The sequence below is a fragment of the Kitasatospora sp. NPDC127060 genome (assembly GCF_042724935.1).
Taxonomy (GTDB): Bacteria; Actinomycetota; Actinomycetes; order Streptomycetales; family Streptomycetaceae; genus Kitasatospora.
Genome location: NZ_JBHXEG010000058.1, coordinates 23,424 through 48,223, shown reverse-complemented (window position 1 = coordinate 48,223; position 24,800 = coordinate 23,424). Strand labels below are relative to the sequence as shown.

The 24,800-nt window shown below is 72.6% G+C and carries 25 protein-coding genes and 3 pseudogenes; 18 read left to right on the top strand and 10 right to left on the bottom strand.

The window, feature by feature from the left end:
- The first annotated feature begins 65 nt into the window (after nt 1–65).
- Nucleotides 66–911 carry an alpha/beta fold hydrolase gene (locus tag ACFWIS_RS27710; protein WP_380460260.1) on the top strand — a complete coding sequence of 282 codons (846 nt, stop codon included), beginning with the start codon at nt 66–68 and terminating at the stop codon, nt 909–911.
- Between the two features lie 682 nt (nt 912–1,593).
- Here ACFWIS_RS27710 and ACFWIS_RS27705 read toward each other — a convergent pair.
- Nucleotides 1,594–2,490, bottom strand: a complete 897-nt coding sequence (locus ACFWIS_RS27705) for a LysR substrate-binding domain-containing protein (protein ID WP_380460262.1) — start codon at nt 2,488–2,490, stop codon at nt 1,594–1,596.
- Between the two features lie 136 nt (nt 2,491–2,626).
- Here ACFWIS_RS27705 and ACFWIS_RS27700 point away from each other — a divergent pair, with 136 nt between their 5' ends.
- Nucleotides 2,627–3,133: a nuclear transport factor 2 family protein gene (locus ACFWIS_RS27700; RefSeq protein WP_380460264.1), complete on the top strand. Its 507-nt coding sequence runs from the start codon at nt 2,627–2,629 to the stop codon at nt 3,131–3,133.
- Nucleotides 3,134–3,569: 436 nt separating this feature from the next.
- On the opposite strand, the gene ACFWIS_RS27695 is transcribed toward ACFWIS_RS27700, so the two are convergent.
- A complete protein-coding gene (locus ACFWIS_RS27695) occupies nt 3,570–4,472 on the bottom strand; it encodes a LysR family transcriptional regulator (RefSeq protein ID WP_380460266.1) in 903 nt (300 codons plus the stop codon).
- 159 nt (nt 4,473–4,631) lie between these two features.
- Here ACFWIS_RS27695 and ACFWIS_RS27690 point away from each other — a divergent pair, with 159 nt between their 5' ends.
- A complete protein-coding gene (locus tag ACFWIS_RS27690; protein WP_380460267.1) occupies nt 4,632–4,925 on the top strand; it encodes a DUF1330 domain-containing protein in 294 nt (97 codons plus the stop codon).
- Nucleotides 4,926–5,071: 146 nt separating this feature from the next.
- Here the strand turns inward: ACFWIS_RS27690 and ACFWIS_RS27685 are convergent.
- Nucleotides 5,072–5,541, bottom strand: a pseudogene (locus ACFWIS_RS27685) (IS630 family transposase); the annotation flags it as partial.
- 260 nt (nt 5,542–5,801) lie between these two features.
- Here ACFWIS_RS27685 and ACFWIS_RS27680 point away from each other — a divergent pair.
- The 5 genes and pseudogenes from ACFWIS_RS27680 to ACFWIS_RS27660 all read left to right on the top strand — a co-directional run bounded on the left by ACFWIS_RS27680 (nt 5,802) and on the right by ACFWIS_RS27660 (nt 9,360).
- On the top strand, nt 5,802–7,391 hold the full coding sequence (locus tag ACFWIS_RS27680; RefSeq protein WP_380460269.1) for an amidohydrolase family protein: 1,590 nt from the start codon (nt 5,802–5,804) through the stop codon (nt 7,389–7,391).
- Between the two features lie 45 nt (nt 7,392–7,436).
- A pseudogene (locus ACFWIS_RS27675) lies at nt 7,437–7,652 on the top strand (transposase); the annotation flags it as partial.
- A 197-nt stretch (nt 7,653–7,849) separates the two neighbouring features.
- Entirely contained in the window at nt 7,850–8,035 is a 186-nt protein-coding gene (locus ACFWIS_RS27670; RefSeq protein ID WP_380460271.1) for a hypothetical protein, read from the top strand.
- 139 nt (nt 8,036–8,174) lie between these two features.
- Entirely contained in the window at nt 8,175–8,783 is a 609-nt protein-coding gene (locus ACFWIS_RS27665; protein ID WP_380460273.1) for a hypothetical protein, read from the top strand.
- A 211-nt stretch (nt 8,784–8,994) separates the two neighbouring features.
- Nucleotides 8,995–9,360, top strand: a complete 366-nt coding sequence (locus tag ACFWIS_RS27660) for a hypothetical protein (protein WP_380460320.1) — start codon at nt 8,995–8,997, stop codon at nt 9,358–9,360.
- 12 nt (nt 9,361–9,372) lie between these two features.
- Here ACFWIS_RS27660 and ACFWIS_RS27655 read toward each other — a convergent pair.
- Nucleotides 9,373–9,669 (bottom strand): annotated as a pseudogene (locus ACFWIS_RS27655) (leucine zipper domain-containing protein); the annotation flags it as partial.
- A gap of 247 nt (nt 9,670–9,916) precedes the next feature.
- Between ACFWIS_RS27655 and ACFWIS_RS27650 the strand changes: the two are divergent.
- Genes ACFWIS_RS27650 through ACFWIS_RS27635 form a run of 4 tightly spaced genes read left to right on the top strand, consistent with a single transcriptional unit; the run spans nt 9,917 to nt 12,260 of the window.
- Nucleotides 9,917–10,357 carry a DUF2690 domain-containing protein gene (locus tag ACFWIS_RS27650; protein WP_380460275.1) on the top strand — a complete coding sequence of 147 codons (441 nt, stop codon included), beginning with the start codon at nt 9,917–9,919 and terminating at the stop codon, nt 10,355–10,357.
- A 38-nt stretch (nt 10,358–10,395) separates the two neighbouring features.
- On the top strand, nt 10,396–11,181 hold the full coding sequence (locus ACFWIS_RS27645; RefSeq protein WP_380460313.1) for a PIG-L deacetylase family protein: 786 nt from the start codon (nt 10,396–10,398) through the stop codon (nt 11,179–11,181).
- 37 nt (nt 11,182–11,218) lie between these two features.
- Nucleotides 11,219–11,467, top strand: coding sequence for a DUF6879 family protein (locus ACFWIS_RS27640; RefSeq protein ID WP_380460277.1), 249 nt, complete (start codon nt 11,219–11,221; stop codon nt 11,465–11,467).
- A 4-nt stretch (nt 11,468–11,471) separates the two neighbouring features.
- Nucleotides 11,472–12,260 carry a hypothetical protein gene (locus ACFWIS_RS27635; RefSeq protein WP_380460279.1) on the top strand — a complete coding sequence of 263 codons (789 nt, stop codon included), beginning with the start codon at nt 11,472–11,474 and terminating at the stop codon, nt 12,258–12,260.
- 128 nt (nt 12,261–12,388) lie between these two features.
- Here ACFWIS_RS27635 and ACFWIS_RS27630 read toward each other — a convergent pair whose 3' ends face one another.
- Nucleotides 12,389–13,324, bottom strand: a complete 936-nt coding sequence (locus ACFWIS_RS27630) for a CAP domain-containing protein (RefSeq protein WP_380460281.1) — start codon at nt 13,322–13,324, stop codon at nt 12,389–12,391.
- Between the two features lie 707 nt (nt 13,325–14,031).
- Here ACFWIS_RS27630 and ACFWIS_RS27625 point away from each other — a divergent pair.
- Nucleotides 14,032–14,253, top strand: a complete 222-nt coding sequence (locus ACFWIS_RS27625) for a hypothetical protein (protein ID WP_380460283.1) — start codon at nt 14,032–14,034, stop codon at nt 14,251–14,253.
- A gap of 196 nt (nt 14,254–14,449) precedes the next feature.
- Here the strand turns inward: ACFWIS_RS27625 and ACFWIS_RS27620 are convergent, their stop codons facing one another.
- From ACFWIS_RS27620 to ACFWIS_RS27610, 3 genes are all read right to left on the bottom strand, one after another.
- Entirely contained in the window at nt 14,450–15,322 is an 873-nt protein-coding gene (locus ACFWIS_RS27620; protein ID WP_380460285.1) for a ketopantoate reductase family protein, read from the bottom strand.
- A gap of 91 nt (nt 15,323–15,413) precedes the next feature.
- The gene (locus ACFWIS_RS27615; protein WP_380460287.1) at nt 15,414–16,169 is read right to left on the bottom strand and encodes a hypothetical protein; all 756 of its coding nucleotides are present in this window, start codon (nt 16,167–16,169) and stop codon (nt 15,414–15,416) included.
- Nucleotides 16,166–16,684, bottom strand: a complete 519-nt coding sequence (locus ACFWIS_RS27610) for a hypothetical protein (protein WP_380460288.1) — start codon at nt 16,682–16,684, stop codon at nt 16,166–16,168. Before ACFWIS_RS27610 ends, ACFWIS_RS27615 begins: the two co-directional genes overlap by 4 nt.
- Nucleotides 16,685–17,247: 563 nt before the next feature.
- On the opposite strand from ACFWIS_RS27610, the gene ACFWIS_RS27605 reads away from it, so the two are divergent.
- From ACFWIS_RS27605 to ACFWIS_RS27595, 3 genes are all read left to right on the top strand, one after another.
- Complete coding sequence (locus tag ACFWIS_RS27605) at nt 17,248–18,021, top strand: ABC transporter ATP-binding protein (protein WP_380460290.1); 774 nt, start codon at nt 17,248–17,250, stop codon at nt 18,019–18,021.
- Nucleotides 18,022–18,026: 5 nt separating this feature from the next.
- Nucleotides 18,027–19,418 carry an FtsX-like permease family protein gene (locus tag ACFWIS_RS27600; RefSeq protein ID WP_380460292.1) on the top strand — a complete coding sequence of 464 codons (1,392 nt, stop codon included), beginning with the start codon at nt 18,027–18,029 and terminating at the stop codon, nt 19,416–19,418.
- Between the two features lie 256 nt (nt 19,419–19,674).
- Nucleotides 19,675–20,874, top strand: a complete 1,200-nt coding sequence (locus ACFWIS_RS27595) for a sensor histidine kinase (RefSeq protein ID WP_380460294.1) — start codon at nt 19,675–19,677, stop codon at nt 20,872–20,874.
- Between the two features lie 124 nt (nt 20,875–20,998).
- On the opposite strand, the gene ACFWIS_RS27590 is transcribed toward ACFWIS_RS27595, so the two are convergent.
- Entirely contained in the window at nt 20,999–21,664 is a 666-nt protein-coding gene (locus ACFWIS_RS27590) for a response regulator (RefSeq protein ID WP_380460296.1), read from the bottom strand.
- Nucleotides 21,665–21,875: 211 nt separating this feature from the next.
- On the opposite strand from ACFWIS_RS27590, the gene ACFWIS_RS27585 reads away from it, so the two are divergent.
- Nucleotides 21,876–22,289 (top strand): MarR family winged helix-turn-helix transcriptional regulator, encoded by a 414-nt coding sequence (locus ACFWIS_RS27585; RefSeq protein ID WP_380460314.1) that lies wholly within the window; start codon nt 21,876–21,878, stop codon nt 22,287–22,289.
- Nucleotides 22,286–23,797, top strand: coding sequence for an MFS transporter (locus tag ACFWIS_RS27580; RefSeq protein ID WP_380460298.1), 1,512 nt, complete (start codon nt 22,286–22,288; stop codon nt 23,795–23,797). Before ACFWIS_RS27585 ends, ACFWIS_RS27580 begins: the two co-directional genes overlap by 4 nt.
- 453 nt (nt 23,798–24,250) lie before the next feature.
- On the opposite strand, the gene ACFWIS_RS27575 is transcribed toward ACFWIS_RS27580, so the two are convergent.
- Nucleotides 24,251–24,757, bottom strand: a complete 507-nt coding sequence (locus ACFWIS_RS27575) for an ArsR/SmtB family transcription factor (RefSeq protein WP_380460300.1) — start codon at nt 24,755–24,757, stop codon at nt 24,251–24,253.
- Between the last annotated feature and the right edge of the window lie 43 nt (nt 24,758–24,800).

The following is a 24,800-nucleotide window of genomic DNA, read 5'->3' as shown; positions in this document are numbered from 1 at the left end:
TATCGCCACGTCACTTACCAGATCTATGAATGGATGGCGCGGTGGTTCCTGTCTGGAATGGAGCCATGAAGAACGCACCGCTGACCGACACCCTCTTCGTCTTCGTGCACGGCGCCTGGCACAGCTCCGGACAGTGGGCGGCGACGCAGCGCGCGCTGGCCGGACTGGGCGCTGCGAGCGTGGCCGTCGACCTGCCGGGGCACGGCTTCGACGCACCCCTGCCCACCGGGTACCTGCTGCCCGGTCAGCCGGGCCTGCTGACCGAGAGGTCACGGCTCGCCGCCCTGACGATGGACGACTGCGCCGAGGCAGTACTGAGCGTCCTGCGCCAGGTGCGTCACCACCGCACCGTCGTGCTCGTCGCGCACAGCGCGGGCGGCGGTCCCGCCTCCCTGGCCGCGGAACGGGCGCCCGAGCTGGTGGACCGGCTCGTCTACCTGTCCGCGTTCGTCCCGGGCGGGCGGCCGCGGTTCCGCGACTACCTGGCCTCACCCGAGAACGCCACCGCGCTCGGCCGGAACCTGAACCTCGGCGACCCCGAGGCCCTGGGCGCCATCCGGATCAATCCGCTCTCACCGGATCCCGCCTATCTCGACGAACTGCGGGAAACCCACTACCACGACACCCCGCCGGACCGCTTCGACCGGTGGCGGTCCGCGCTGAGCCCCGATCTGCCCCTGGCGATCCCGACGGCTCGGGTCATCCTGACCGCGGCACGGTGGGGACGCATCCCACGAACCTTCCTGCGCTGCGCCGAGGACCGGGCGCTGCCACCGGCCACGCAGGACCTGATGATCGCGGAAGCCGACCGGGCCTTCCCCGGTAACCCGTTCACCGTGCACACCCTGCCCGGCAGTCACACCCCGTTCGCGGCCCGGCCGGACGAGCTCGCCGCGGTCCTCGCCTCGTGAGCCGGCGTCGGCCCGTGAGCCGGCCTCGCCTCGTAAGTCGGCCTCGGCCCGTGAAGGGTTACCCGTCCCTGAGCGCGGGACGGCCTGCGGCCGGTGGCGGCGGGCGGCAGCACCCAGGACCGGTGGGCCGCCGTCGTCGGACCCGATGCCGCCACGCACTGGGCCCCGGCCGGGTTCGACACCGCAACCCGCACCCTCGGCGTCCTGGCCGAAGCCCCGGACCGGGCCACCCAGCTCCGCCCGTCCTGTCGTCGCTGCGGCTCCGTCCCGGGGTGGATCGTCCTCACGGCGAGAACCGGATCAAGAGGCGGAACTAGTGCCTTGGTTGCAGCGACGACGAGGCGGGCTCTGGTGCGGTGCCGGTCTACAGGGCAGTCTCGTATTCGATGACTTCGGTGTGAGTCAGGCCCGGGACGCGTTTCCGCAGCGGGTGCATGGCGGTGATCCGGCCAGTAGACGACCCAGACCAGTTCGTGCTCCTCGACTCCGGACACCGCCAGCCGTCCCGCGTAACTGCGGTCCAGGTCCTCCTGGGCTGTGCGCCTGGCGTACTCGCGGTCGATCACGCCCGGTCGCATCCCGTATGACCGCTTGGGTGACCGGTGGTCTTCGCGCCTGGGCCGGGGCCGTCATGCCGGGGTGATCCGCTCGACGGGTGAGGCCGGCTTCGGGCGGGGCGAGGCTAACCCTCGGCGCCCACGAGGTCTTGGGCCGCGTGGCTGAACGCCTCCGTGGCGGGCGTCGCGCGGTCACGGTGGTGGAGCAGGCCCCACCGCACCGGGGGTGCGTCGGCCAGCGGGCGGTAGGCGACATCGGGGCGGGGGTGGTAGCGGCGGGCCTGGGCGCCGAGCGGGAAGCCGGCCCGGCCCGTGCCGACGAGGGTCAGGATCTCGTTCAGTGTGCCGCCCTCCGGGCCGGATGGGATCGGTCGGCCGGTCGGCGTCCGCATCGGGGTGCGGTCGGCGCGGAAGGACTCCGGTACGGCGGAGGGAAGTTGGACGAGCGGGATCCCGGCCAGCTCCTCCAGTGTGACAGAGTCCTGCTGCGCGAGCGGGTGACCGGCGGGCAAGGCGATCATCCGGGGCTCACTCACCAGGACCGGACCCGCCACCAGATCGGGCTCGCGCAACGGGTACTCCGCGAACACCAGGTCCACCTCGCCCGCGCGCAGCAGGCCTATGCGGTCGACGAGTTCGGCCTCCCGGAGCACCGCCTCCCAGCCGGGCAGCCGTTCCCGGAACCGCTCCGCGACGCCGACGAGCAACTGCCCGGCCGCCGGGCCCGCGAACGCCACCCGCAGTGTTCCGGTGCGGCCGTGCCCGGCGTCGGCGACCCGCCGGACGGCGGCGCCTACCGCCTCCCACGCGGGCCGCAGCTCTTGCGCCAGCTGCGCCCCGAGCGCGGTCGGCTCCACCCGGCGGCTCGTCCGGACGAACAGCGGTGCGCCGAAACGCCGTTCCAGCTTCCGTACGGTCTGGCTGATCCGTGCGGTGGAGACGTGCAGCCGCTCAGCCGTCCGCCCGAAGTGCAGTTCCTCGGCGAGCGCCAGGAATGCCTCGATTTCGTGCCGCTCCAGCATCCGTACCGCCTCTCTCCAGCTACATCGTTAATCTTCGCTTCACGATCGTTGCGCAGCCTCTCATTGATCGTCCGACCGCTCCGACGGGAGGGTGGACCCATCGCCCAACGACAGCCACCCAACCGGGAGTTTCACCGTGTACGTCACCACTGACCGCGCCCTCGCCGCACCCGCCTCCGACCCGGCCGCCGTCGCCGCCGAGCTTCGCGACCGGACGGAGATCCTGGACGCCCTTCTCCGCTTCGGCCTCGGCCAGGACCTCCACGACCGCGAGCTCTTCGCCTCCTCCTTCACCCCGGACGCCGAACTGGACTTCCGCCCCGCGGCCGCCGCATGGGGCGCCGAGCCCCCGGTGATGGTCGGCCGGGACCACATCGTGACGACCATCCTCGGCATGTTCGCCGGGCGGGTGGCCACCACCCATCAGGTCACCAACCCCCGTATCACCGTGGCCGGCGACCGGGCCCGGCTCACCGGCCTCGTCGAGGCGCAGCACCTGCTGACCGCCGCCCCCGCGACGCGCGCGCTGCTCAAGAACCGCTACGACGTCGAGCTGCACCGTGACGGTGAGCGCTGGCTGATGCACCGGGTGCGGATCGACAACGTGTGGTTCACCGGTGAGCCGCGGGCGATCTTCGGGTGAGCGCCTCGGAGACCCAAGGAGCCCGATCACTGCGAGCTTCACCGTCCCGGGGCTGCGGCTCCCGGTCCAGGGCCCCCGTCGCCTCACACGCCGAAAGGGGGCAGCCGCGCCACGCGTGTCTGCCCCCGGCCTCGGGGAGCAATGGAACGGTGGTTGGTGTCGAGCGCTGACCGACGCCATGGACGCCGTTGACGACGGGTGTTCCCGCCGGCTATCCGTGCCTGTCCGGTTCGGCGTCGGCGAAGGCGCGCTATCCGTCGAGATCTCGGGCTGGGCAAGGACGTCGCCGCGGTGTACGACTCGGACCGAATCCGGGCCGTCATCGGATGCTGATCTGCCGGCGTAGTGAGGTCGTGTCGGACATTCAGCAGGTCCGCCGGACCCCGGTCTTCGGCCTCGCCACCGCAGGCGTCCGGCTCGCTCGACCGCTTGTGCGTCAGTCCGGCAGCCAGTGCAGCTCGTGCGCCAGGGTTTTGGCGGCGGCACGGATGCGGCGGTGCAGTGGCGACTGCTCGCGTGGGAGGACGAGGTGGATCGTCAGGCTGGGTGCGCCCCGCAGCGGTCGCCAGGTGAGACCGGCCGGTTGTGCCGTGGCCGCGGCTTCTCCGGCCGGGGCGAGCGTGACCCCGTCGCGCAGGTCGCGCTGGGACATGTCGAAAGAGACTGCGGACGTGTGGAATCGGGGCTGTGGTTGGGTGTCTCGGAACAGTGCGGACAGCTGATCGTGGATCACGGGGTTGGCCGCACGGTCCGGGAGGCGCAGCGGGTACGCGGCCGCGTCGGCGACCTCGATCTCCGGGTGTTCGGCCAGCGGATGGTGTTGCGCCAGCTGGACACCGACGCGCGCACGCCGCAGCAGGAACCGGCGCACGCCACGGCCCGGCTGTTCACCGCGGGTGATCCCGGCATCGATGCGGCCGTCGGCGACCGCGGGGGAGATCTCCGGTGTCGCCATCGGGACCGCGCCGACCTTGAGTCCGGTGTTGTCGCGAATCAGCCTGTCCACCAGGGCGGGTGCCGTCTCGGCCCCGGCGCTGAGGCTGTATCCGATGCGCAGGGTGCCCAGTTCACCGGCCGCCGCGCTCCGGGCGGTGTCCCATGCCCGGTCCAGCGCCGCCAGCGCGGGCGGCGCGGACTCCGCCAACGCCGCACCGGCCGCGGTCAATACGACGCTACGCGTGTTGCGGGCCAGCAGGGCCGTGCCGAGTTCCGCCTCCAGCCGGCGCATCCGGGCGCTGAGCGCGGGCTGTGCGATACCGATCCGTGCGGCCGCGCGGGTGAAGTTCAACTCCTGTGCCAGCACCAGGAAGTACCGCAGGCTCACCGTATCCGGTGCCACGTGCCCTCCCTGCCGATTGATAACGATCCGTTCTGAGTCTATTCCGTACCGGTCTTTCCCCCGGGCGCACATCAAGCCCTAGCCTGCGCATGCCGGGATCGATCGATCTGAGTGTCGATTCGAAGTCGGACCTCGTCCGGCCGAACACAGGAGGATTCCATGGCCAAGGGCTACTGGGTCAGTGTCTACCCCGCCATCTCCGACCCTGGGAGGCTGACTGCCTACGACAGGCTGGCCGGTCCGGCTGTCCGGGCTGGGGGCGGGCGCCTCCTGTCCCGTGGCGCTCGAGTCGTCGCCCGTGAGGCCGGAATCACGCAACGCGCCGTTCTGATCGAGTTCGACAGCTTTGAACAGGCCGTCGCGGCATACGAGAGCGAGGCGTACCAGAAGGCGCTGGCGGCCCTCCCCGACGGCTTCGAGCGCGACCTCCGCATCATCGAAGGCATCGACTGACGGGCGGGCCCGGCCAGCGCCGAGCAGCCGTCACCTGAGACGCACACGGTGCTGAACGACGACTCGCGAGACGAGTTCGAAGCCGGGGTGGTCGGTGCCGTCGAGGGTGAAGTAGCGCACGGCGGTGAACTGGGCCTCGATCCGGACTTGGACCGGTTCTTGGTTTTCTTGATGTGGCCGTAGAGCTGGTCCTTGCCCAGGTCGTAGGCTGCGAACAGGTGCCGCACCCCGTGCGGGCGGGTGTAGGTCGCCCGTTGGCGGGGTCTGGGCTCGCGGTCGGGGTCCTGGTGTCTGCCGCTGTGTTCGGCCTGCTGCCGGCCGGGGTGGGGCTGGAGGTTGAGCGGGCCGAACTCGTCCATGCGGAAGATGACTTCGGGCTCACCTTCCTCGGGTATGACCTCGCCGTCGGCGATCGCGTAGAGGTGTTCGACGCCAGCCTTCTTGGCCGCGCAGTCGGGGTTGCGGGAGGCCTTCCAGGTCTTCACGCTTTGAAGAGGAGACGCCTTCCTCGCGGAGCAGGACCCGCAGGCCCTCGTGGCTGATGTCGTCGACCACCCCCCTCGGCGACCAGGAAGTCGGCCGGCTTGGCCGGGCTCCAGGTCGAGAACGGCAGGCCGCCTACCCGGACGTGCCAGTCGATCAACTCTGGGCGGTGTCTGCCGAGCGACACGAGCCCGGCCGCCGGACGGGGACGTTGTCCAACCGTGCCGGCAGCGGCCATCGTGGAGTTCTCAGTGGACGGCCGGTTTCGGACGGCCGTGCCCGGGTTCCACTCATCGGGTGAACCCCACCCCTGAGTGGGGCGCTGCGAGCTGACGGCCTGCCAGGATTGCTCGGGTTCGAGTACGAATCACTTCGGCGACCAGGGAGATACCGATGACTGGCAACCCGCAAGCGGGCCAGACACAGCAGAACCAGCCCGGCCCGTATGACATTGTCCTCGTCGGGGGGCGCGTGGTGGACCCCGAGAGGGAGGTCGACGAGGTCCTCAACGTGGGGATCACGGGAGGCCGGGTCGCGGCGATCGCACCCGAGCCGCTGGAGGGCACGACGGTGATCGACGCCGAGGGCCTGGTCGTCGCCCCCGGGTTCATCGATCTCCACTCGCACGGCCAGCAGCTGCCCGCAGCGTGGATGCAGGCCTTCGACGGGGTGACCACCGCGCTCGAACTGGAATCGGGACTGCTGCCGATCGGGGAGTTCTACGACAACGTGGCCGCCGAGGGCCGCCCGATCAACTACGGCGCCTCCGTCGCGTGGACGTACGCCCGCATCGCGGAGAAGGAGGGCCTGGAGCCCAAGGCTGATCTGGTGTGGTTCCAGGAGGCGTTCTCGCGCGACGGCTGGCAGAACAGCCTGGCCGACGACGGCGAGGTCGAGCGCATCATCGCCCGCGTCGAGAAGGGACTGCTGGAGGGCGGCCTGGGCATCGGCATCAACGGCGGCTACGCGCCGGGCTACGGGCGCAAGGAGTACCACGCGCTCGCCAAACTCGCCGCGAAGCACAAGGTGCCGACCTTCACGCACGTGCGCTACCTCTCCGTCCAGGAGCCGGAAAGCGGCTTCGAGGCGCTCGGCGAACTCATCTCCCTCGCCGCGGCGACCGGCGCGCACATGCACATCTGCCACCTCAACGCCAACGCCGGCCGGGACGTCAAGGCCTGCGTGGAACTCATCGCCGAAGCTCAGGAGAACGGCGTACCGGTCACCGTCGAGTCGTACCCCTACGGCGGGTGCTCGAGCACCGTGGGTGCGGAGGTCTTCCGGGGGGACTGGCTCGCACGCTGGGGGGCGGAAGACGCCTCGGTGATGGAGCTCAACGGCGAACCGATGACCCAGGAGAAGATCGACGAACTGCAGAAGAACGCGCCCGGCACCGTCGTCAACATGCACTTCCTGCACCCCGACGACAAGCCCGAGGACGCCGAACTGCTCGACCTGTCCGTGCTGTTCCCCGGGGCCGCGATCGCGTCGGACGCGATGCCGTGGGTGAACAAGGACGGCACCCTGGTCGAGGGCGATGTCTGGCCGCTGCCCGCGGAGGCCTTCGCTCACCCGCGGTCGGCCGGCTGCTTCTCCCGCTTCCTCTCCCGCTGGGCGCGTGGCGCCGACGGGGAGAAGCCCAAGGTGTCGCTGGTCGAGGCGATCCGCAGGACGAGCCTCATCCCGGCGCAGATCCTGGAGAAGTCGGTGCCGCAGATGCGTAGCAAGGGCCGGATCCAGGTCGGCGCGGACGCGGACATCGTGGTGTTCGACCTCGCCACCGTGCAGGACAACGCGACGTTCACCGCGCCCGCGCAGCACTCCACCGGCTTTCGGCACGTCCTCGTGAACGGAACTCCCATCATCCGGGACGGCAAGGAGCTCCTGGAACAGCGCCCGGGCAAGCCGATCCGCCGAGCCCGAGCCACCACCCTGCCCGGAGCGCCGGGTACCGGTGCGGCCGAGCGCGTCGAAGCGAGCTGAGCCGCACGCCCAGCGTTCAGCGACCGTGTGCTGCAGAGTGTCCGGGTGCGTGTTGATCTCGTTCCGGACGACCTGTGGGAGCGGGTGGCCCCGTTGCTGCCACCCGCTCCCGACCGACGACACCGCCGTCCCGGGAGACATCGCGTTCCGGACAGGACAGCCCTCGCCGGCATCATGTACGTGCTGCGGACCGGTGTCGCCTGGCGCGACGTCCCCGCTGAAACCGTGGGCTGCTCCGGTGTCACGGCTTGGCGCCGGCTGCGGGACCGGACCGAGGCCAGCCGGAGCAGGAGGAGCTGGTGCACCCGGAGCTCGTGCACCGGGAGCTGGTGCACCCGGAGCCGGAGCAGCGGGCAGCGGGCAACGGGCGCAAGCCTGTGAAGAGCCCGCCGAGCGGCTCGAGTACCGCCTCGCCCAAACCCTCCGGCTCCCCTTCACCGCACGCCGGGGGAGGCCACGTGTCGTCACCCCTGCTGCACCCCGGCCGCTTCGGCCGCGGCAACGCCCCGCTGCCGCGCAACCTCCTGCTGCTGTTCTTCATGCTCCTGTTCGTTCCCGCGATCGCCGCCGGAGCCATCGCCTGGCGTCGCGGCAGGGCAGGGCGCCGCACCGACGAATCCTCAGGGGCACCATGGGACAGGTAAGGGGAGTGATCGACATTGTCGCCGGATTCGTCGTCGCCGGGGGCGCTGCTCTCCTCAACAGCCGTAAGACCAGGCGATCGGCCTCGACGGACGAGGCGCGCGCGACGACACGGCCGAGTACCTGACGATGATGGTCGGTGTGTTGTACGCCTTGGTGCTGGGCGTCGCGCTGGTTTCGGCGTGGGAGGCCAAGGACGACGCCAATACCGACATCAGTGCCGAGGCGGGGGCACTGCAGCAGACGTATCTGCTCGCCGACGGGCTGCCACCCGCCGACGCCCAGCGGGCCCGCTCGGCGACGATGACCTACGCCGCCTACGTGCGGGGCGAGGAACGGCCCCTCATGGAGCAGCGCGAACCGCTGGGCGCGCGCGGCTGGGTGCTGCTGCACGATGTGCAGAACGCGTGGGGGTCCTTCGAGCCCACCAGCAGCGCGCAACTGCAGCTGGACCAGCCGGCGTTCGGGCAGATCTCCGCCGCTTACCAGGCCCGCCACGGTCGGGAGGCGGACGGACGCCGGGGCATGTCGGGCGTCTTGGGGTTCGGCCTGATCGCCGGCGGTGCGCTCACCCTGGGCCTGATGTTCCTCTTCGGGATCGAGCGCAACCGTACCCATCTGGTTCTGGCGGCGGGCTTCACCAGCCTCATCGCCTTCATGGTCGTCCTCATCTACGCCTTGAACTCCCCCTTCGGAGGCCCGCTCGGCCTGAGTCCCGTGCTCTTCACCGACGTCGGTCTCGGCGGCTGAGACGGTGCCCGTCGGGTGACACGAGGGCGCCGGAGCCCGTGAGCCAGGGGCTTGTTCGCGGGCGCGAAGCGTCAGGCAAACGTCCGGCCAACAGCGTTCCTCGACCGGCGGCGCACGGGCAGAATGCTGCGCGGACGGCCAGGCGCCCCGCGCCGGGGGGCATGGTTGTCCACCGTTTCAGCACCCCGGGCCCACGGATCACGGAGGAACCATGCGTCGTCGTATCGGAGCAATCATCGCTGCCGCCTCGCTGACGGGCATCAGCGTCGTCGGCCTGTCGGGAGCCGCCCACGCCGGGACGACCGGCTCGGTGAGCATCTCGGTTCCCGGCTGCATCGGCCATCTGAACCTCTCGGCCAACTGGGCCTACGGTCACCTGGACTCTTACACCACCACCTGCTGGCTGACCATCTTCGACCGGAACGACCAAACCGGGGGAAAGACCTCCCAGACCATCTCCTACGGGCCCGGTGGAAGCGGCGACACCGGGCAGTTCTACCACGACAGCGTCGTCCACGCGGTCGCCATAGCGATCTCCAACGGCAGCCAGAGCACCGGCTCGGCCTGGTACCACTGAAGCGGGGGCGGGGTTGAGCCGCAGGAGGTAGGCGATGCGGGCTGGGCCCCAGCGTCGCAGGACGCGGACCTTGATGATTCGCCGCTCGGTGTGGGTCGGGGTCCGGCGCGGGCTGTGGTGAGGCCGGCTGGAGCGGTCGCTCATGCCGGCCTCGCCGAGCGCGCGGTAGCGGTCGGCCCAGCGCTTCGCGGTGGTGGGCGAGACCTGGAAGCGCTCGGCGGCCCGCCGCAGCGGCCAGCCGTCCTCGACCACGCACCGAGCCAGGCGCAGACGTCCGGTCTCGGTCAGCGGCGCGTTACGGTGTGGCATGAGGGCCTTTCTGGTCGCCGGTGAAGCTGTCGCAATCCACACCTGGCCAGAAGGTCCTCACTCATTTCAAGATCACCACGCACGGGGAGGCCGATGCTGCCGCCCACGGCATCACGTGTCGCGGTGCCCCAGTGCGTCCCCTTTCGGGTGAATGTCCCAAGTCCCGTGCTCGCACACGGTGGTGCCGGCTGTACTCACATGAGTGCAGAGCGGCCTCCGCCGGGGCTGCCGACGGAAAGGATGGACAATGCGCGTATCACGTGGGGCCTTTGCCCTGGTTCTCGCGGCCGCCACAGTGCTGGTTCCGACACTCCTGCCACCCACCGCGGCCGTTGCCGCGACGACCTGCCACGGCAATGCCTGCGACGGCCAGAGCCCGAAGGCGACCGGTTGCGCGGCGGACGCGCAGACGATTCCCGACACCGCGGTCCCCCCGGGACACCACCAGGCTGTGCACGCGTGGCTGCGCTACTCCAAGAAGTGCCACTCCGTCTGGGCACAAGCCGACAAGTCGAACGGCTGGGGCTTCCGGCTGCAGACCGACAAGGTCTCCTACGACGGGACGACCGTCATGTCCGGCCCGACCTACACCTCCATGACCGGCGCGGACCAGCGACACCGCGTCGGCCTCCAGGACGCCGGCGACGGCCAGTGGACGTACGGAGACTGGCGCAAGGGAGGCCTGTGACCACCGGCCCCGACGCCCGCGTCACCCAGCACCGCCAGATGACTTCCGGTCAGAAGACAGACGGACCAGCCGGCCTGCTGGCCGTGATGGCGCACCCCGACGACGAGTCCCTGGTGGCCGGCGGCGTTCTCGCGAAGCACGCCGCCGCCGGCGCCCGGACGACGGTGGTCACCGCCACCTGGGCGCACGGTACGCAGCGCGCGAGGGAGTTGGCCCAGGCGGTCCGGATCCTCGGAGCGGGCGAGCCCCGCCTGCTCGGGTGGGCCGACCACCGCGTCCCCGACTCCGCGCCCGGGCGGCCACGGCTGTGCGACGCGCCGCTGGACGAGGCCGTCGGACAACTCGTCAGGATCCTGCGCGAGGTACGGCCCCAGGTCGTCGTCACGCACGACGCCCACGGCGGGCTGACCGGACACCCCGATCACGTCCACACTCACCGCGTCGCCCTGCTCGCCGTCCAGGCCGCCGCACTTCGGCACTCCTACCCCGATGCCGGGGAACCCTGGCAGCCCCACGCCCTCTACTGCGCGACCCACCCGGACTCCGCCGTCGCCGACCTGGGTCCGCTGCTCACCCGGGTCGGCAAGTCCGCCCTCAGCGTTCCCGACGAGCACGTCACCGCGACCATCGACGTCCGTCCCTGGCTGACGCAGAAATGGTCCGCGGTGCTCGCCCACGCCAGCCAGCTCGGAAGGGACCGTCCGCTGCCCAGCCTCCTGTTCCGCCTGAGCGCCGACGCCCGAGAGCGGATCCTCGCCACCGAGTACTACACCCGCATCGCCCTCCGGCCCATGTCGGGAACCCAGCACGAGCTGACACCCTGACCGGGCATGCTCTGCCGGCGCTGGATGCTTACAGCGCATGGCGGTCGAGCTGGCCGACCCCGAGGAACATCTTCGGTGGCTTCCCCGCCCTCTCGTGTCGGCTCTTCCGCTGCCGGGGAACGATTGTCTGATCCGGGATGACCTGGTGATCTTCAATCTCATCGGGGGAGACAACCAGCAGACCGACATCCAGCTCTCAACCGATCCGGACGTGGTCAGGTTCTGCAACGACGCGTTCGAGCGGGCTTGGTCGCTCGGCGTCCCCAACGGTAAGTACAAGCCGTAACGACATGTCGGACCAAGAACCATCCGAGTCCGCGAAGCGCGCTTTCGGGACCCAGCTCAAGGAACTGCGCCGGGACATCAGCCTCTCGGCCGTCGAACTCGCGCGGCGATGCGGTTGGCACGGGACCAAGGTGTCGAAGATCGAGCTGGACTTGCTGGAAGAAGGCGCCTACGAGGTGGAGGACGGCTCCATCCGCTTTCTGGAGCGCGCGGGCGGCTCCAGCCACAACGAGGTCGTGAACGAGATCCCGACGCAGATCCCGCCGACCCTCCAGGACATCCATATCAACAGCCCGTCCGGCGCAGTCGATTTCACCCCGCTCACCGCCGCCCCGAACCTGCGACGACTCCACCACCACAACGGTGCGACCACCGACCTGGCCCCGGTCCGCGCCCTGCCCGTCGAGGCCCTGCGGGTCACCCTCGACGGCAACGACCTGACCCCCATCGCCGGCCACCGCCACCTCGCCACCCTCAACCTGGGCACCACGGCCGCGACCGACCTCGCACCGCTGCGCACCGTCCCGAACCTGCGCTGCCTGGACCGCTCCCGAGTCGACACCCAGGACCTCGCCGTCCTGGCCGATCTTCACGGTCTGCGCTGTCTGGCACTCACCGCACAGCAGTGGTCCGTCCTGCTGGACGAAGGCAACGCACCCCCCAACCTCGCTGCCGCGCGTCTGGTGAGCGACGACGTCGGTTTCGACGACGCCCCGGCCTGGTCGGCCCGCCTCGGCGGTATCAGCGGTGACGCGTTCCGCGTTTCCGGCACCTTCGGGTCCAGCGGCGGTTGAGTCCCTGACCTCACACCCTCGTGGAGGGCGAGGGGCCGCTCCGGGGCCGCTCCGGGGAGGTGGAGCGGCCCCGGCGGACATCAGCGGGTGCTGACGTCTGTGGGTGCTGACGTCTGCGGGTGCCGAGGTCAGCGGGTGCTGAAGTCGGCGTTCCAGGAGGCCGTGCCCGTGCGGGCCAGGCCGACCTCGTTGTAGTTGCCGATCATGATCCCCAGGTGGCCGGGGGAGTTGATCCAGCCGTCGACCGCCGCGTCGATGTTCGTGGGCCCGTAGAAGGCGATCTCGCCGAAGCCCCGCCCGGTGTAACCGAGGCCCGCCGCGATGCTGCCCGAGTCGCAGAAGTGCCCGGAGACCCGGCGCTGGTCCATCTGGTCGGCATTGCACTTCGCGGCCTGGGAGAGCGTCGAGTTGAGCCGCACCGGCGCCTTGCCGTACTGGGCGCGGACGGCGTTCAGCCGGTCCAGGAAGCGCTGCTGGTCGGAGGTGACCGGGCCGGGACCGGGGCCCGGGCCGGTGCCCGACCCGACCAGGTCGAAGCGCTGGGACATGGTGCCGTCGCAGCCCTCGACGGTGACCTCCCGGTCGAGGCCGTGGTAGGTCAGGCAGCCGTTGCCGTTGGCGTTGTGGAGGTAGGTGCCGCCCTCGGCGGCGGACTCCAGGGTCCACTGCTGGTTGTCGCCCGCCCACCAGTGGATGAACTGGGTGGTCCGGCCGTCCCGGGTGTCCATCTCCAGCACGCGCTCGGTGCCGTTGACGTTGCGGGCGAAGTCGACCCGGTCGCCGGGCTTGTTGGAGATCCAGAACGAGGTGGAGGCGTCCTGGTAGCTACGGGCGACGATCCGCGAGCCCTCGCCGTCGGCGCTGGCCAGCGAGTGGTGGTTCTGGTGGTCCTGGATCGTGACCATCTGCTCGACCACGCCCGTGGGCGCGGCGTTCGCCGGCGCCGCGAGCAGCGTGGCGCCGCTCGCGGACATCGCGGAGACGGCGAGAGCCAGGGCCGCCAGCCGGGTGCGGCGGCGGGCGCCGGCGTCCGGACGGTGGGTGCGGGTGGACGGGTGGGACACGGGAGTCTCCTACGCTCGGCGGACCGCGTGCGGATGTGCAGGCGGATGCAGGGCATGACAACAGGGCCGGGTAGACAACCGGTCAACGGTGCGTCAACGCGATCGGCGCCGGGCCGCGTGAGTGGTGGGCGGGGTGGGCGGGGCGGCAGGTTCGTGGAGAGGGGCGAATGCCTCCGCCGCCGCGCGCCCTTCGGAAGGGCCCACACGCCCCCTGCCGTCCGGTGCACGGCTGCGCCAGGATGGCGGACGACTCTGTCCATCACGGCCGAAGGGGACGCGCACGGGTGACCACTCCAAGCCCGCACCGGATCCGGGGAAGGGCGATCCGCCCCCGAACAACGCGGACGGCAAGGTGGAGAAGCTGGCCGCCGGCACGGGCAGGCACAAGAAGGACTGAGTACGGGTGAGCGACGACGACGTCCTGGCCACCCAGCGCAGGGCCCTGGACGCGGAGATGGAGCGGCACGGGCAGTGGCCGACCGGTGCGCCGTGGCTGCGCGAGGCCTTCGCCGTACTGCCCCGCGACCGGTTCGCGCCGGAGCGACTGTGGAGCTGGGGCGGCTGGGCGTACGTGCCGGTCGACCGCGCGGCCGACCCGGACGCCTGGGCCGACGAGGTGTACGGCGACGTCAGTTCGGCCGCGATCACCCAGGTCGCCGGCGGGCATCCCGTCGTCGTCGCTGTCCGCGCCCGGCGTGGTGGCCGACATGCTGGACAGCCTGCGACTGGAACCCGCACACCGGGTGTGGGACGTCGGCACCGGCCAGGGCCGGACGGCGGCGCTGTCCGCCTGGCGGGCCTGCCCGATGCGCTGGACGGGAAGGAACGGCGAGGGTCTGCGGCCTCGGCTACAGAGATTCCCGACGGTGCCGGGTAGTCAGGCGTTCATGGAGAACGAACGGCGGCTGACCCCGCGTGGGTGGTGCTGACGGCGTCCCGCTCGCGCGCCGCCCGGGGACCGCGGCCAGGCCCCCGGGCTCCGGCGCCGACCGCTCCACCGTTCCGAACCGGGAGAGGTAGTGCCGTCGCAGGTGCGGCGGGGCCGGAGCCTCGGGGTCTCGGCTACGGGCACGGAAGCGCACGGCTTGCCTGCCGGTACTGCTCACGCGACTTCGAGCCAGCTCGTCAGGAGAGTTCCCGCACCAGCCGGGCGATGGTCGGGGTGGGGACGGAGTGGGCTTCGGCGGCCCGCAGTACCGCGCCGCCGATGGCGTCGAGTTCGGTCGGTCGGCCCGCTTCGACATCGCGCTGCATCGAGGACCTCATCGTCCCCGGGATCCGGTCGAAGGCGGCGAGCAGCGTCGGCAGGTCGGCCGGGGCGCCGACCGCTGCGGTGACGGCGGTGATCTCGGCCAGGACGGCGAGGAGTTCGTCCCGGTGCTCGGTGCGTACGACGCCGATCTCGTCGGCGTGCCGGGTGGTCAGCAGGGCGAAGGGCGCGAGGAACGAGAGCTTGCTCCAGAGCACCGCCGTCTCGTCCTCGCGGAGCGTGACGTCCAGCCCGGCGTGCCGCAGCTGCTCGGCGAACTCCTCTACGGGCGCGGCGAGTTCGATGGCCGCGAACGGGCTGGCGTGCTCGATCCGGCCGGGTGCGGTCCGGGTGGCCTCGACCCGGATGGCCCCGGCCACCACCCGCCCGGCCGGGTAGCGCTCGTGCAGCAGAGCCATGTGGTCCAGGCCGTTGAGCAGCGGCACCACGATGCCGGTGCCGAGGGCCTGCGGCGGCATCCGGTCGAGTGCGGCGGCCAGGGACGTCTCCTTGACGGTCACGAAGGCGGCGTCCACCGGCTCGCGCAGCTCGGTCGCGGCCTCCACCCGGGCGGTGAACTCGCCGAACTGGGTGCTGCGCACGTGCAGTCCGTCCCGGGCGAGGACAGCCGCGGTCTGCTCGCCGGCCAGGCAGATGACGCGGTGGCCGTCGCGCGCGAGCAGGCCGGCGATCAGGCCGCCGACGCCGCCCGGGCCGAGGACGGCGACGGTGAGGGGGGTGGTGGTCATGCGAACTCCTTGTGGCGTCGGGAGTGGTGGAGAGGAGTCGGAAGGGATCGGAGAGGAGCCGGACGGGGTCGGTGGGCGCGGGTCGGTGCCGCTAAGGGATCTCCCAGTAGAAGCGGCCCTCCAGGCCGTCCGGGCTGAGGAAGCCGGTGCCGACGCCGTAACCGAAGTTGAGGAAGTACGGGTCGTCGTCGTCCGGGGCGTCGGAGAGGGAGAAGAGGTACTGCCAGGGCGCGGGCACCCGGGCCTGACCGTTGGGGAAGGACGGGAGGCCGCCGAGGTGGTCGTAGACGTGGCCGCCGTCGGGGAACCGGACCTCGGGGCCTTCGTGGCGCAAGTACCGCTGGAACGCGGCCCGTTCGTCCATCGAGTGGTCCAGTTCGGCGGACAGCGCCAGCAGGTCGAGGTGGAACTCGACCGGCATCGTCGCGTCGCTCCCGGGCTCGTGGCGCCAGAGCGTGCGACCCCGGGTGCCGGGCGGGCCGATCACGGCGAAGGACGGGATCCGGCCGCCCGGCTGGACGAGCAGCACGCCGTCCCCGGCCTCCGGGTCCATGCCGCCCATGATCTGCTCGACCTCGGCCAGGAAGAGGTACGCCAGCCGCAACTCCTCGCCGGGGACGGGGAACTGGCCGATGAACACCAGAGGATCGCCGGTGCCGGGGGTGAGCGGCCAGGTGGGCTCGGCCAGCCAGCAGGGCTCGCCGCCGAGTTTGGGGACCGGCTCGGTGATCGGCCGCTGGGCCGGGCGCGCGGACAGCTCCAGGCGGGGGAGGAAGGCGGCGTCGTGCGGACCGGTGGCGGTGCCGGTCGGGTACGGGGACGGGTCCGGCGGGGTCATCGGGGTCATCGGGTGGCCTCGGGAGCGGTGCAGTGGAGGGAGACGAAGTCGAAGTGGTAGGGCGCCTCGTGGCGCGGCTTGCGGCCGGGCGCCGGCCGGGGTGGCCGACCGGCGTCCGCGCGGAGGTGGAGCGGGCCGTGGCGCAGGTTGCCGTGGTCCGGGTCGGGCACGGGCTGGCCCTGGGCGCGCAGGGCCTCGGCCAACTCCCGGCCCGGCCAACCGAACACGTCGATCCCGAGGTAGCCGACCGGGCAGGCGGGCCGATCGTCGCGCGGGTTCCGGCTCACCCAGACGCTCGCCAGAGCGTCGTCCTCGTGCGCGGAGAGCGTGACGTTCACACCGGGGAGCCGGAAGCTCAGGGCCCAGCGGGTGCCGCAGACGAAGGTCGGGTGCACCCCGTCCGGCAGCAGTTCGTCGTGTGGGGCCAGCAGCGCGAGCACCGCTGCCTCAGCGAGGCCGAACCGCAGTTCGGGCAGCGGGCCAGGCAGGCGGACGCCGTGGCCGGGGAGCAGGTCGATGGTCACCTGATCATGATTCCTCCTCGACGGCCCGGATGGCAGCCGGTTTTCTGTGGCGGGGATCATGGTCCCGGGCGGGGCCGCTGGGGGCCCGTCGGGGCGGGGCCGCTGGGGGCTGTCGGGCTGTCGGGCTGGGGCCGCTGGGGGCTGTCGGGTGAGGGCCCGGCCGTAGGTGGCGGGACCGTCTGCGCGGGGCGGTTCCGTTGACGGGGGAGCGGATGATGGCGGATCGGGTTCCCGGCGGACGCCCGGCTGGTGGCCGCCCTCCCCGGGCTGCTGGACGAGGCGGAGCAGCGGACCCGGCTGGTGGGCGCGTACGGGCTCGCCCGGCGGGACGACCCGGGGACGGCGGCGGCGGTCCAGCGGTCGGACCGCTCCCCTGGGCGGAGTACCGGTACGACTCCTGGGCGTACGCGATCCGGAGTTGGGAAGCGCGGAACCGGTCCGAGGGGGCGTAGGGCCAGTGGGCGGCGGGGTCTGGCCCCACCTGCGGGGTTCGGTTTTCCGAACCCCGGATTGGGGTGCCAGCACAATCGACCGGGCGGTCCCGGATGTCCAGGATTGGGGACATGAACGGGATGACCACGGCCGCCGTCGGGGCGGCGCACGACGGAGTGACGGGTGCGGCGCTCAGCGGCGAGGGGCTGCACCGCGAGTACGGGCGCGGCACGACCGCGGTCCGGGCGCTGCGCGGGGTCTCGGTGGCCTTCGCGCCGGGCACCTTCACGGCGGTGATGGGGCCCTCGGGCTCGGGCAAGACCACCCTGCTGCACTGCCTGGCCGGCATGGACCGCCCCACCCGGGGGACCGTCCGCTGGGGCGGTACGGAGGTGTCCGGCCTGCCCGAACGCCGACTGGCCGAGCTGCGGCGCACCAGGGTGGGGTTCGTCTTCCAGGCCTTCAACCTGATGCCCGCGATGACGGTCGCGCAGAACGTCGAACTGCCGGGGCGGCTCGCGGGGCACCCGCCGGAGCGGGCCCGGGTGCGGGAGGCGCTCGCCCGCGTCGGGCTGGCCGGGCGGGAGCACGAACGGCCGGGCCGGCTCTCCGGTGGCCAGCAGCAGCGGGTGGCGATCGCCCGCGCCCTGGCCGCCCGGCCCGAGGTGCTGTTCGCCGACGAGCCCACCGGCGCCCTCGACCGGGCGACCGGGCACGACATCCTCGACCTGCTGCGCGCGGGCGTGGACGAGGACGGGCGGACGTGCGTGATGGTCACCCACGATCCGGTGGCCGCCGGCTACGCGGACCGGGTGCTGCTGCTGGCCGACGGCACGCTGGTCGACGAACTGGTCCGGCCGACGGCCGCGCAGGTCGGCGAGCGGCTGAGCCGGCTGGGCGGGTGAGGGCGATGCGCGGCTCCGTGCCGGCCCTGGCGGTCGGTCAGATCAGGCGCCGACCGGCGGCCTTCGCCGGGCTCGCGACGGCGCTGTTCCTGGCGGTGGGGACGGTGACCCTGTTCGGCTCGCTGGTCGCCGCCCAGCTCACGGCCCCGGCCGCGGTGACGAGAGCGGTGGTGGCCGGACCGGGGCTGATGGTGATCGCGGGGGCGTTCGGTGAGATCGCCGTCCTGGTCGCGCTGTTCGTCGTGGTCAACGCGCTCGGCTTCACGCTCCGGCAGCAGCACCGCGACCTCGCCCTGCTGCGGACGGTCGCGGCGACGCCCCGTCAGATACGGCGGCTGGTGCGCCTCCAGATCACGGCGACCGTCCTGCTGGCGGCCGTCCCCGGCGGTGCGGCGGGCCTGCTCGCCGCCCGGGCCTTCCTCGACGCGCTGCAACGGCGCGGGATGGCAGCGCCCGGCCTGCGGATACCGGCGACGCCGGTGCCGGTGCTGACAGCGCTAGCGGTGGCGCTGCTGGTCGGCCTGGCGGCCACCGCGCTCACCGTCCGGCGGATCACCCGGCCCGCGCCGGCCGCCGCGCTGACCGACAGTGCGGCCGGTCAGGCCAGGATGGGCGTGGTGCGGCTGCTGGCCGGTGCGGCGGTGCTCGCGGGCGGCGTGCTGCTGCTGCGGCTGGCCGCCGGCCGACCGGCCGGGGAACTGGACAAGGCAGGGCAGGCGGCCCTGCTCGGTTCGCTGGTGCTGATGGTCGCGGTCGCCCTGCTGGGGCCGGTGGCGGCCCGGTTGTTGGCGACGCTGCTCGGCGCCCCGGCCCGGGTGCTGCTGCCCAGGGTCGGCTGGCTGGCGGACGCCAACATGCGCGGCTACGCGGTCCGGCTCTCCTCGGCGGTGGTCCCGGTCGCCCTGCTGGTCGGGCTCGCCACCACCATGCTAGTCCTCACCGGTACGGCGGAGCAGGCGGCCAGGGCGAGCGGGGCCACGACCAGCGTCACCAAGGCGAGCGACGTCTGGCTGCGACAGGCGGAACTCGGCCTGCTGGTCTGCTTCGCGGCGGTCTCCACCGTCAACACCCTGGTCGCGCTGACCGCTGACCGGCGCCGCGAGTTCGCCCTGCTGCGGCTGGTCGGGGCGACGCGGCGGCAGCTGCTGCGGATGCTCACCGTCGAGGCCGCGCTGACCACGGCGGTGGGGGTCCTGCTCGGCTCAGCGGTGGCGGGCGCGGCGACCGGGGCGTTCAGCCGGGCCGTCACCGGCTCGGTGGTGCCGGTGGTGCCGTGGGCGGCCTGCGGCTGGGTCGTCGCGGGGGCGGCGGTGCTGACGGTGCCGGGGATCGTGGGGACGGGGCTCTGGGCGGTCGGAGGGCGTGCGGTGGAGGAGGTGGCGGGAGAACGGGGGTGAGGCGGGCGGTGGGCGCGGGGCCGGAGTGGTTCGCCGGGCCGTCATCGCGTCGGTGGCGCAGGTGTGCCGCCGAAGGCGGTGTGGGGTGGAGAAAGGTGCGGGGGAGCGGGGCGAGGCGGGCGGTGGTGCCGGGTGGTTCGGGCGTGCGGCCGTTCCGGTGGTGACTGGGAGATGCTGGGGGTCGGTTGATCGGTGGATGGTGAGGCGTGTGGTGAGTCGTCGGCGGTGGCAAGGGCGGTCGGTGCGGGGCGGCGAGGTGGCGTTCGCCGTCCTCGGGCTGCCGCTGGGAGTGCTCGGCGGGGTCTACGCCGTGGCCGTGCTCTACGCGGGGGCCCTGCTCTCGCTCACCGTCCTGGGGTTGCCCTTCGTCGCCGCCGCCCTGGCCGGGGCCCGGGGGATCGGTGGACTGCACCGGAGGCTGGTCGGGCGACTGCTCGGCGAACAGGTTCCCGTACCAACGCCGTTGGCGCGCCCCTCGGGGCTGCTGGCGCGGGGCCGGGCGGTGCTGACCGACCCGGTCGCCTGGCGGGCGCTGCTCTACCTCCTCCTCCGGCTGCCGCTCGGAGCGCTCGGCTTCCTGGCCGCGGTCGGGCTGCCGCTCAGCTCGGTGTGGCTGATGGGCTTCCCGCTCTGGGTACGGCTGTTGGAGCCGGGCCCGAGGCCGGTCGACTGGCTGGACGTCGCCGGGATCCCGGTCGGCCTCGCGGTGCTGGCCGCCGTACCGGCCGCGCTGCGCGCACTGAGCCGCGCCAACCGGGCGCTGGCCCGGGCGCTGCTGGGGCCGGTGCGCTCGCAGCAGCGGGTGCGCGAGCTGGAGGCCGCCCGCGTCACGCTGCTGGCCGAGGGCACGGACCGGCTGCGGCGCCTCGAACGCGACCTGCACGACGGCACCCAGGCACAGCTGGTCGCGCTCGCCATCACCCTGTCGCTGGCGGACGACGCCCTCGGCGACCCGGCGGCCCCCGGGACGGACGCCGGCCCCGACCTCGGGCGGCTGCGGACCCTGGTCGACCGGGCGCGCGCGCAGACCGACGACACCATCACCGGGCTGCGCCGCCTGACCCAGGGCATCCACCCGGTGGCGCTGGACGCCGGGTTGGCCGAGGCGCTGCCCGGGCTGACCGCCACCTCACCAGTGCCGGTGGTGCTCCGGCTGGACCTGCGGGAGCGGCCCGCAGAGGTGATCGAGCGGGCCGTGTACTTCTGCGCGGCCGAACTCCTCACCAACGTGGCCAAGCACAGCGGCGCGCAGTCCGCCGGGCTGACCGCGAGCGCGGTCGACGGGAGGGTCCGGCTGACGGTCCATGACGACGGGCACGGCGGCGCCGCGATCGGCGCGGGTACGGGCTTGGCGGGGCTGGCCGAGCGGCTCGCGGCGGTGGACGGGGTGCTGCGGGTGGACAGTCCGCGCGGCGGGCCGACGGTCGTCACCGCGGAGCTGCCGAGCAGCTTGTGACGGGGGCCGTGGGCGGGGGCCGTGGGGGCGGGGGTCGTGGGACGGGGACGGGGGCCGGAGCTTGGGTCGGGGCTGAGGCTGAGGAAGGTGTGCCGGGCAGGGCGGCGGCCGGGGCGCGGGGCCGTCAGGAGCCGGTCTCCGCGAGGTAGGTCAGGACGGCCTTGACCCGGCGGTTGTCGGCGTCCGTCGCGGGCAGGTCGAACTTGCCGAAGACGGCCGCCACGTGCTTCTCCACCGCCCGCTCCGAGACCACCAGCAGCCCGGCGATCGAGCGGTTGGAGTGGCCCTGGGCCATCAGCTCCAGGACCTCGCGCTCGCGGGCGGTGAGGGAGTCCACCCGGCTGCGCCGGCCGCTGTGCAGCAGGCCGTTGACGATCTCCGGGTCGAGCGCGGTGCCGCCTGCGGCGACCCGGTGCAGGGCGTCCACGAACTCGGAGGTGCGGGCCACCCGTTCCTTGAGCAGGTAGCCGATGCCGGCGGCGCCGCCGGCCAGCAGTCGGGCCGTCCAGGCGGTCTCCACGTGCTGGGAGAAGACCAGGATCCCGACCTCCGGCGTGGCGGCCCGGATCTCGACTGCGGCCCGGATGCCCTCGTCGGTGTGGGTGGGAGGCATCCGGATGTCCACCACGGCGACATCGGGCCGGTGCTCGTGGACGGCGGTGACCAGCTCTGGGCCCGTACCGGCGGTGGCGACCACCACGCACCCGCGGGCGGTCAGGAGTTCGACCATCCCCTCGCGGAGGATCACCGAGTCCTCGGCGAGGACGACGCGGAGCTGCTTGTCGATCATGTCGCCATTATCGGGGTGGGCGGAGGAGGGCAGATATACAGCAAGGCTGGACAGTCTGGACTGATGAAATTACCGTGGAGTGGTGACCGAGAAGCGAACTGCCCCAACGATCCCGGACAGCCCGGCCGAAACCACCGGCCCGGTCGGTCCAGTCGATTCCGCCGGCCCCGCCAACCCGGCCGACTCCGCCAACCCGGCCGACTCCGCAGCGTTGGCCGCCCGGGAGCTCCGTGCCGTCTTCAGCCGGCTGCGCCGGACCCTCCGGGAGAAGGGGCAGGGGTCCAGCGACCTCACCCCCTCCCAGACCGCGGTGCTCAACCGGCTGATCGTCGACGGCGCCGCCTCCGCGAGCGCGCTGGCCGCCGCGGAGCGGGTCCGTCCGCAGTCGATGGCCGTCACGCTGGCCGCACTGGAGGGGCACGGGCTGATCGATCGCCGCCCCGATCCGGAGGACGGACGTCGACAACTGGTCGACCTGAGCGCCGCCGGGCTGGCGTGGATCGCGGACAGCCGTCGGGCCCGGGAGGAGTGGCTGGCCCGGGCGCTGCGGGAGGAGCTCACCGAGGCCGAGCGTGCCACCGTGCTGGCGGCGCTGCCCCTGATGGACCGGCTGAACCGGCGATGACTGGCCCGTCGACGCTGCTGGCACGGTTGCGCTCCCGCCGCCAGGACCCGCCCGGCCCGACCGGGGTTGACGGGGTGGACAGCCGGACCGGGGTGGACAGCCCGACCGGAGCGGACGGCCCGACCGGGGCCGACGGGGGCGGCCCGGCCGAGGTCGGGTTCAACCGTCGGCTGCTCGCCCCGATGGTGCTGGGCTCGGTGCTGAACCCGATCAACTCCTCGATGATCGCGGTGGCCCTGGTGCCCGTCGGCACCGCCTTCGGGGCGCCGCCCGCCGAGACCGCCTGGTTGGTGAGCGCGCTCTACCTCGCCACCGCCGTCGGCCAGCCGGTGATCGGGCGGCTGGTGGACAGCCACGGTCCGCGCCGGCTCTATCTGGCCGGGACGGCCCTGGTCGGCCTGGCCGGGCTGGTCGGCGCGCTCGCGCCCACGTTCGGGCTGCTGATCCTCGCCCGGGTGCTGCTCGGGATCGGCACCTCGGCGGCGTACCCGGCGGCGATGCACCTCACCCGCAGCGAGGCGGAGCGGACCGGCCGAAGCAGTCCCACCGGGGTGCTGACCGTGCTCGCGGTGGCCAACCAGACCATCGCCGTGGTCGGGCCCACGCTCGGTGGTCTGCTGATCGGGTTCGGCGGGTGGCGGTCGATCTTCGCCGTCAACGTCCCGCTGTCACTGGCCTGTCTGGTGCTCGGGGCCGCCCGGCTGCCCGCCTCGGTGCCGCGCCGGAAGGAGGGGGAACGGCTGGACCACGCGGGGATCGCGCTGTTCGCGGTCTTCCTGCTGGCGCTGCTGCTGTTCGTGATGAAGCCCGGCTCCGGGCGCTGGTACCTGCCGGCGCTCGCCGTGCTGGCCGGTGCCGGTTTCGTAGTCCGGGAGGGCGGGGCCCGCAGTCCCTTCATCGACCTCCGGGCGCTCGCCCGCAACCGTCCGCTGGTCGCCACCTATCTGCGCCAGGTGCTCGGCTACACCGCCGCCTACGCCTTCCTCTACGGCTACACCCAGTGGCTGGAGGAGGGGCGCGGGCTGAGCGCCGCCTCCGCCGGGCTGGTGCTGCTCCCGCTGTCGCTCACCGCGCTCACGGTCTCCGGCGTGACCGGTCGCAGTCCGGCGGTGCGCGGCAAGCTGCTGGTCGGCGCGGTGGTCCAAATGGCCGCCTGCGCCGCCCTGTTGGCGGCGGGGTCGGCGAGTCCGGTCGTGCTGCTGATCGGGGTCGGGGTGCTCGCGGGCATCCCGCAGGGGCTGATCGGGCTGGCCAACCAGACCGCGCTCTACCACCAGGCCGACCCGGCCGGCATCGCGGCCGCGGCCGGGCTGCTGCGCACCTTCATGTACTGCGGGGCGATGGCGGCCTCGGCCGCGAACGCGGCCTTCTTCCCGCGCGGCGCCAGTACGGGCGGGCTGCACCACCTCGCACTGTTCATGCTCGGTGGCGCGGCCCTCCTCTTCCTCCTGGTCCTGCCGGACCGCTCGCTCGGTCGGCTGGAAGTCACTTCTCCGGATCGGAGTTGACGGACCATCAGTTGGTTCGGCGATCGGATCAGGGCGGCCGGTCGTCGCCGGAGGGGCGGCCGCGCCAGGCGTGGACGCCGGGGCGACCTTGACCGCCTCGACGGCCTCGACGGCCTCGACGGGGTAGGCGTCCCGGACGGGCTTGAGCCGGGCGCGCTGCTCGTCCAGCCAGCGCGCCGCGGAGCCGAGTGTGAGTTGGCGTTCGGTGGCCAGGGTGACGAACTGCCCGCGAGTCGAGTCGGCGTGACGCTGATCTCGCAGTCCAGCCAGTCCAGCCAGGGGTGCCCGAGCGGGGGGCGCGGTGCGTGGCGTCCGAGGATCCGTACCCGTACGTCGCGGCCGCCGTTGCGGAGCCGGGTCGGCCGGGTCGGCCGACGGCTGGGGCAGGACAGCGGAACGGCAGGGGAGCCGCAGGGGCGGGTCCCTCAGTGCACGCCGGCCCGAAGGCACGCCCTACGCCTCGGCCTGCCGGTAGAGCGTGACCAGGAGGCCGTGCACCGGCGCGCCCTCCGGGTCCTCCTCCGTCTCGTCGACCAGTGCGGCCAGCGTCTCGGCGAGTCGTGCCGCCTTGGCCGGGCTGAGGCGGAGGTGGCGCAGTGTCAGGAGGTGGTCGGTGGGTGAGCGGTCCAGCTCCTGGGCGACGGCGCCGAGGAGCGCGGCCGTGCCCTCGGCCTGTGGTTCGGCGACGAGGAGGCGTTCGGCGCTCCGCCGGTAGTACTTCTCGGTGCCGCCGCGCACCTGTCGTGTTCCGGCGTCCTGGACCAGTCCCGCTTCGCAGAGCACCCGGAGGTGGTGGGAGACGCTGCCCTTGTTCACTCCGAGCTGCGCGGCGAGCCGGCTGATCGTCGACGGCCGGCTGCCGAGGGCGAAGAGCAGGCGCTGGCGCAGGGGGTGGGCCAGTGCGGTGTGCTGCAGTGGCGTGCTGATCGGCTGGACGTCTTCGTCTGGTTGGTGGCTCACCCCATCAAGCGTTAAGTACGTTTGACGCTTTGGCAAGTCGCTG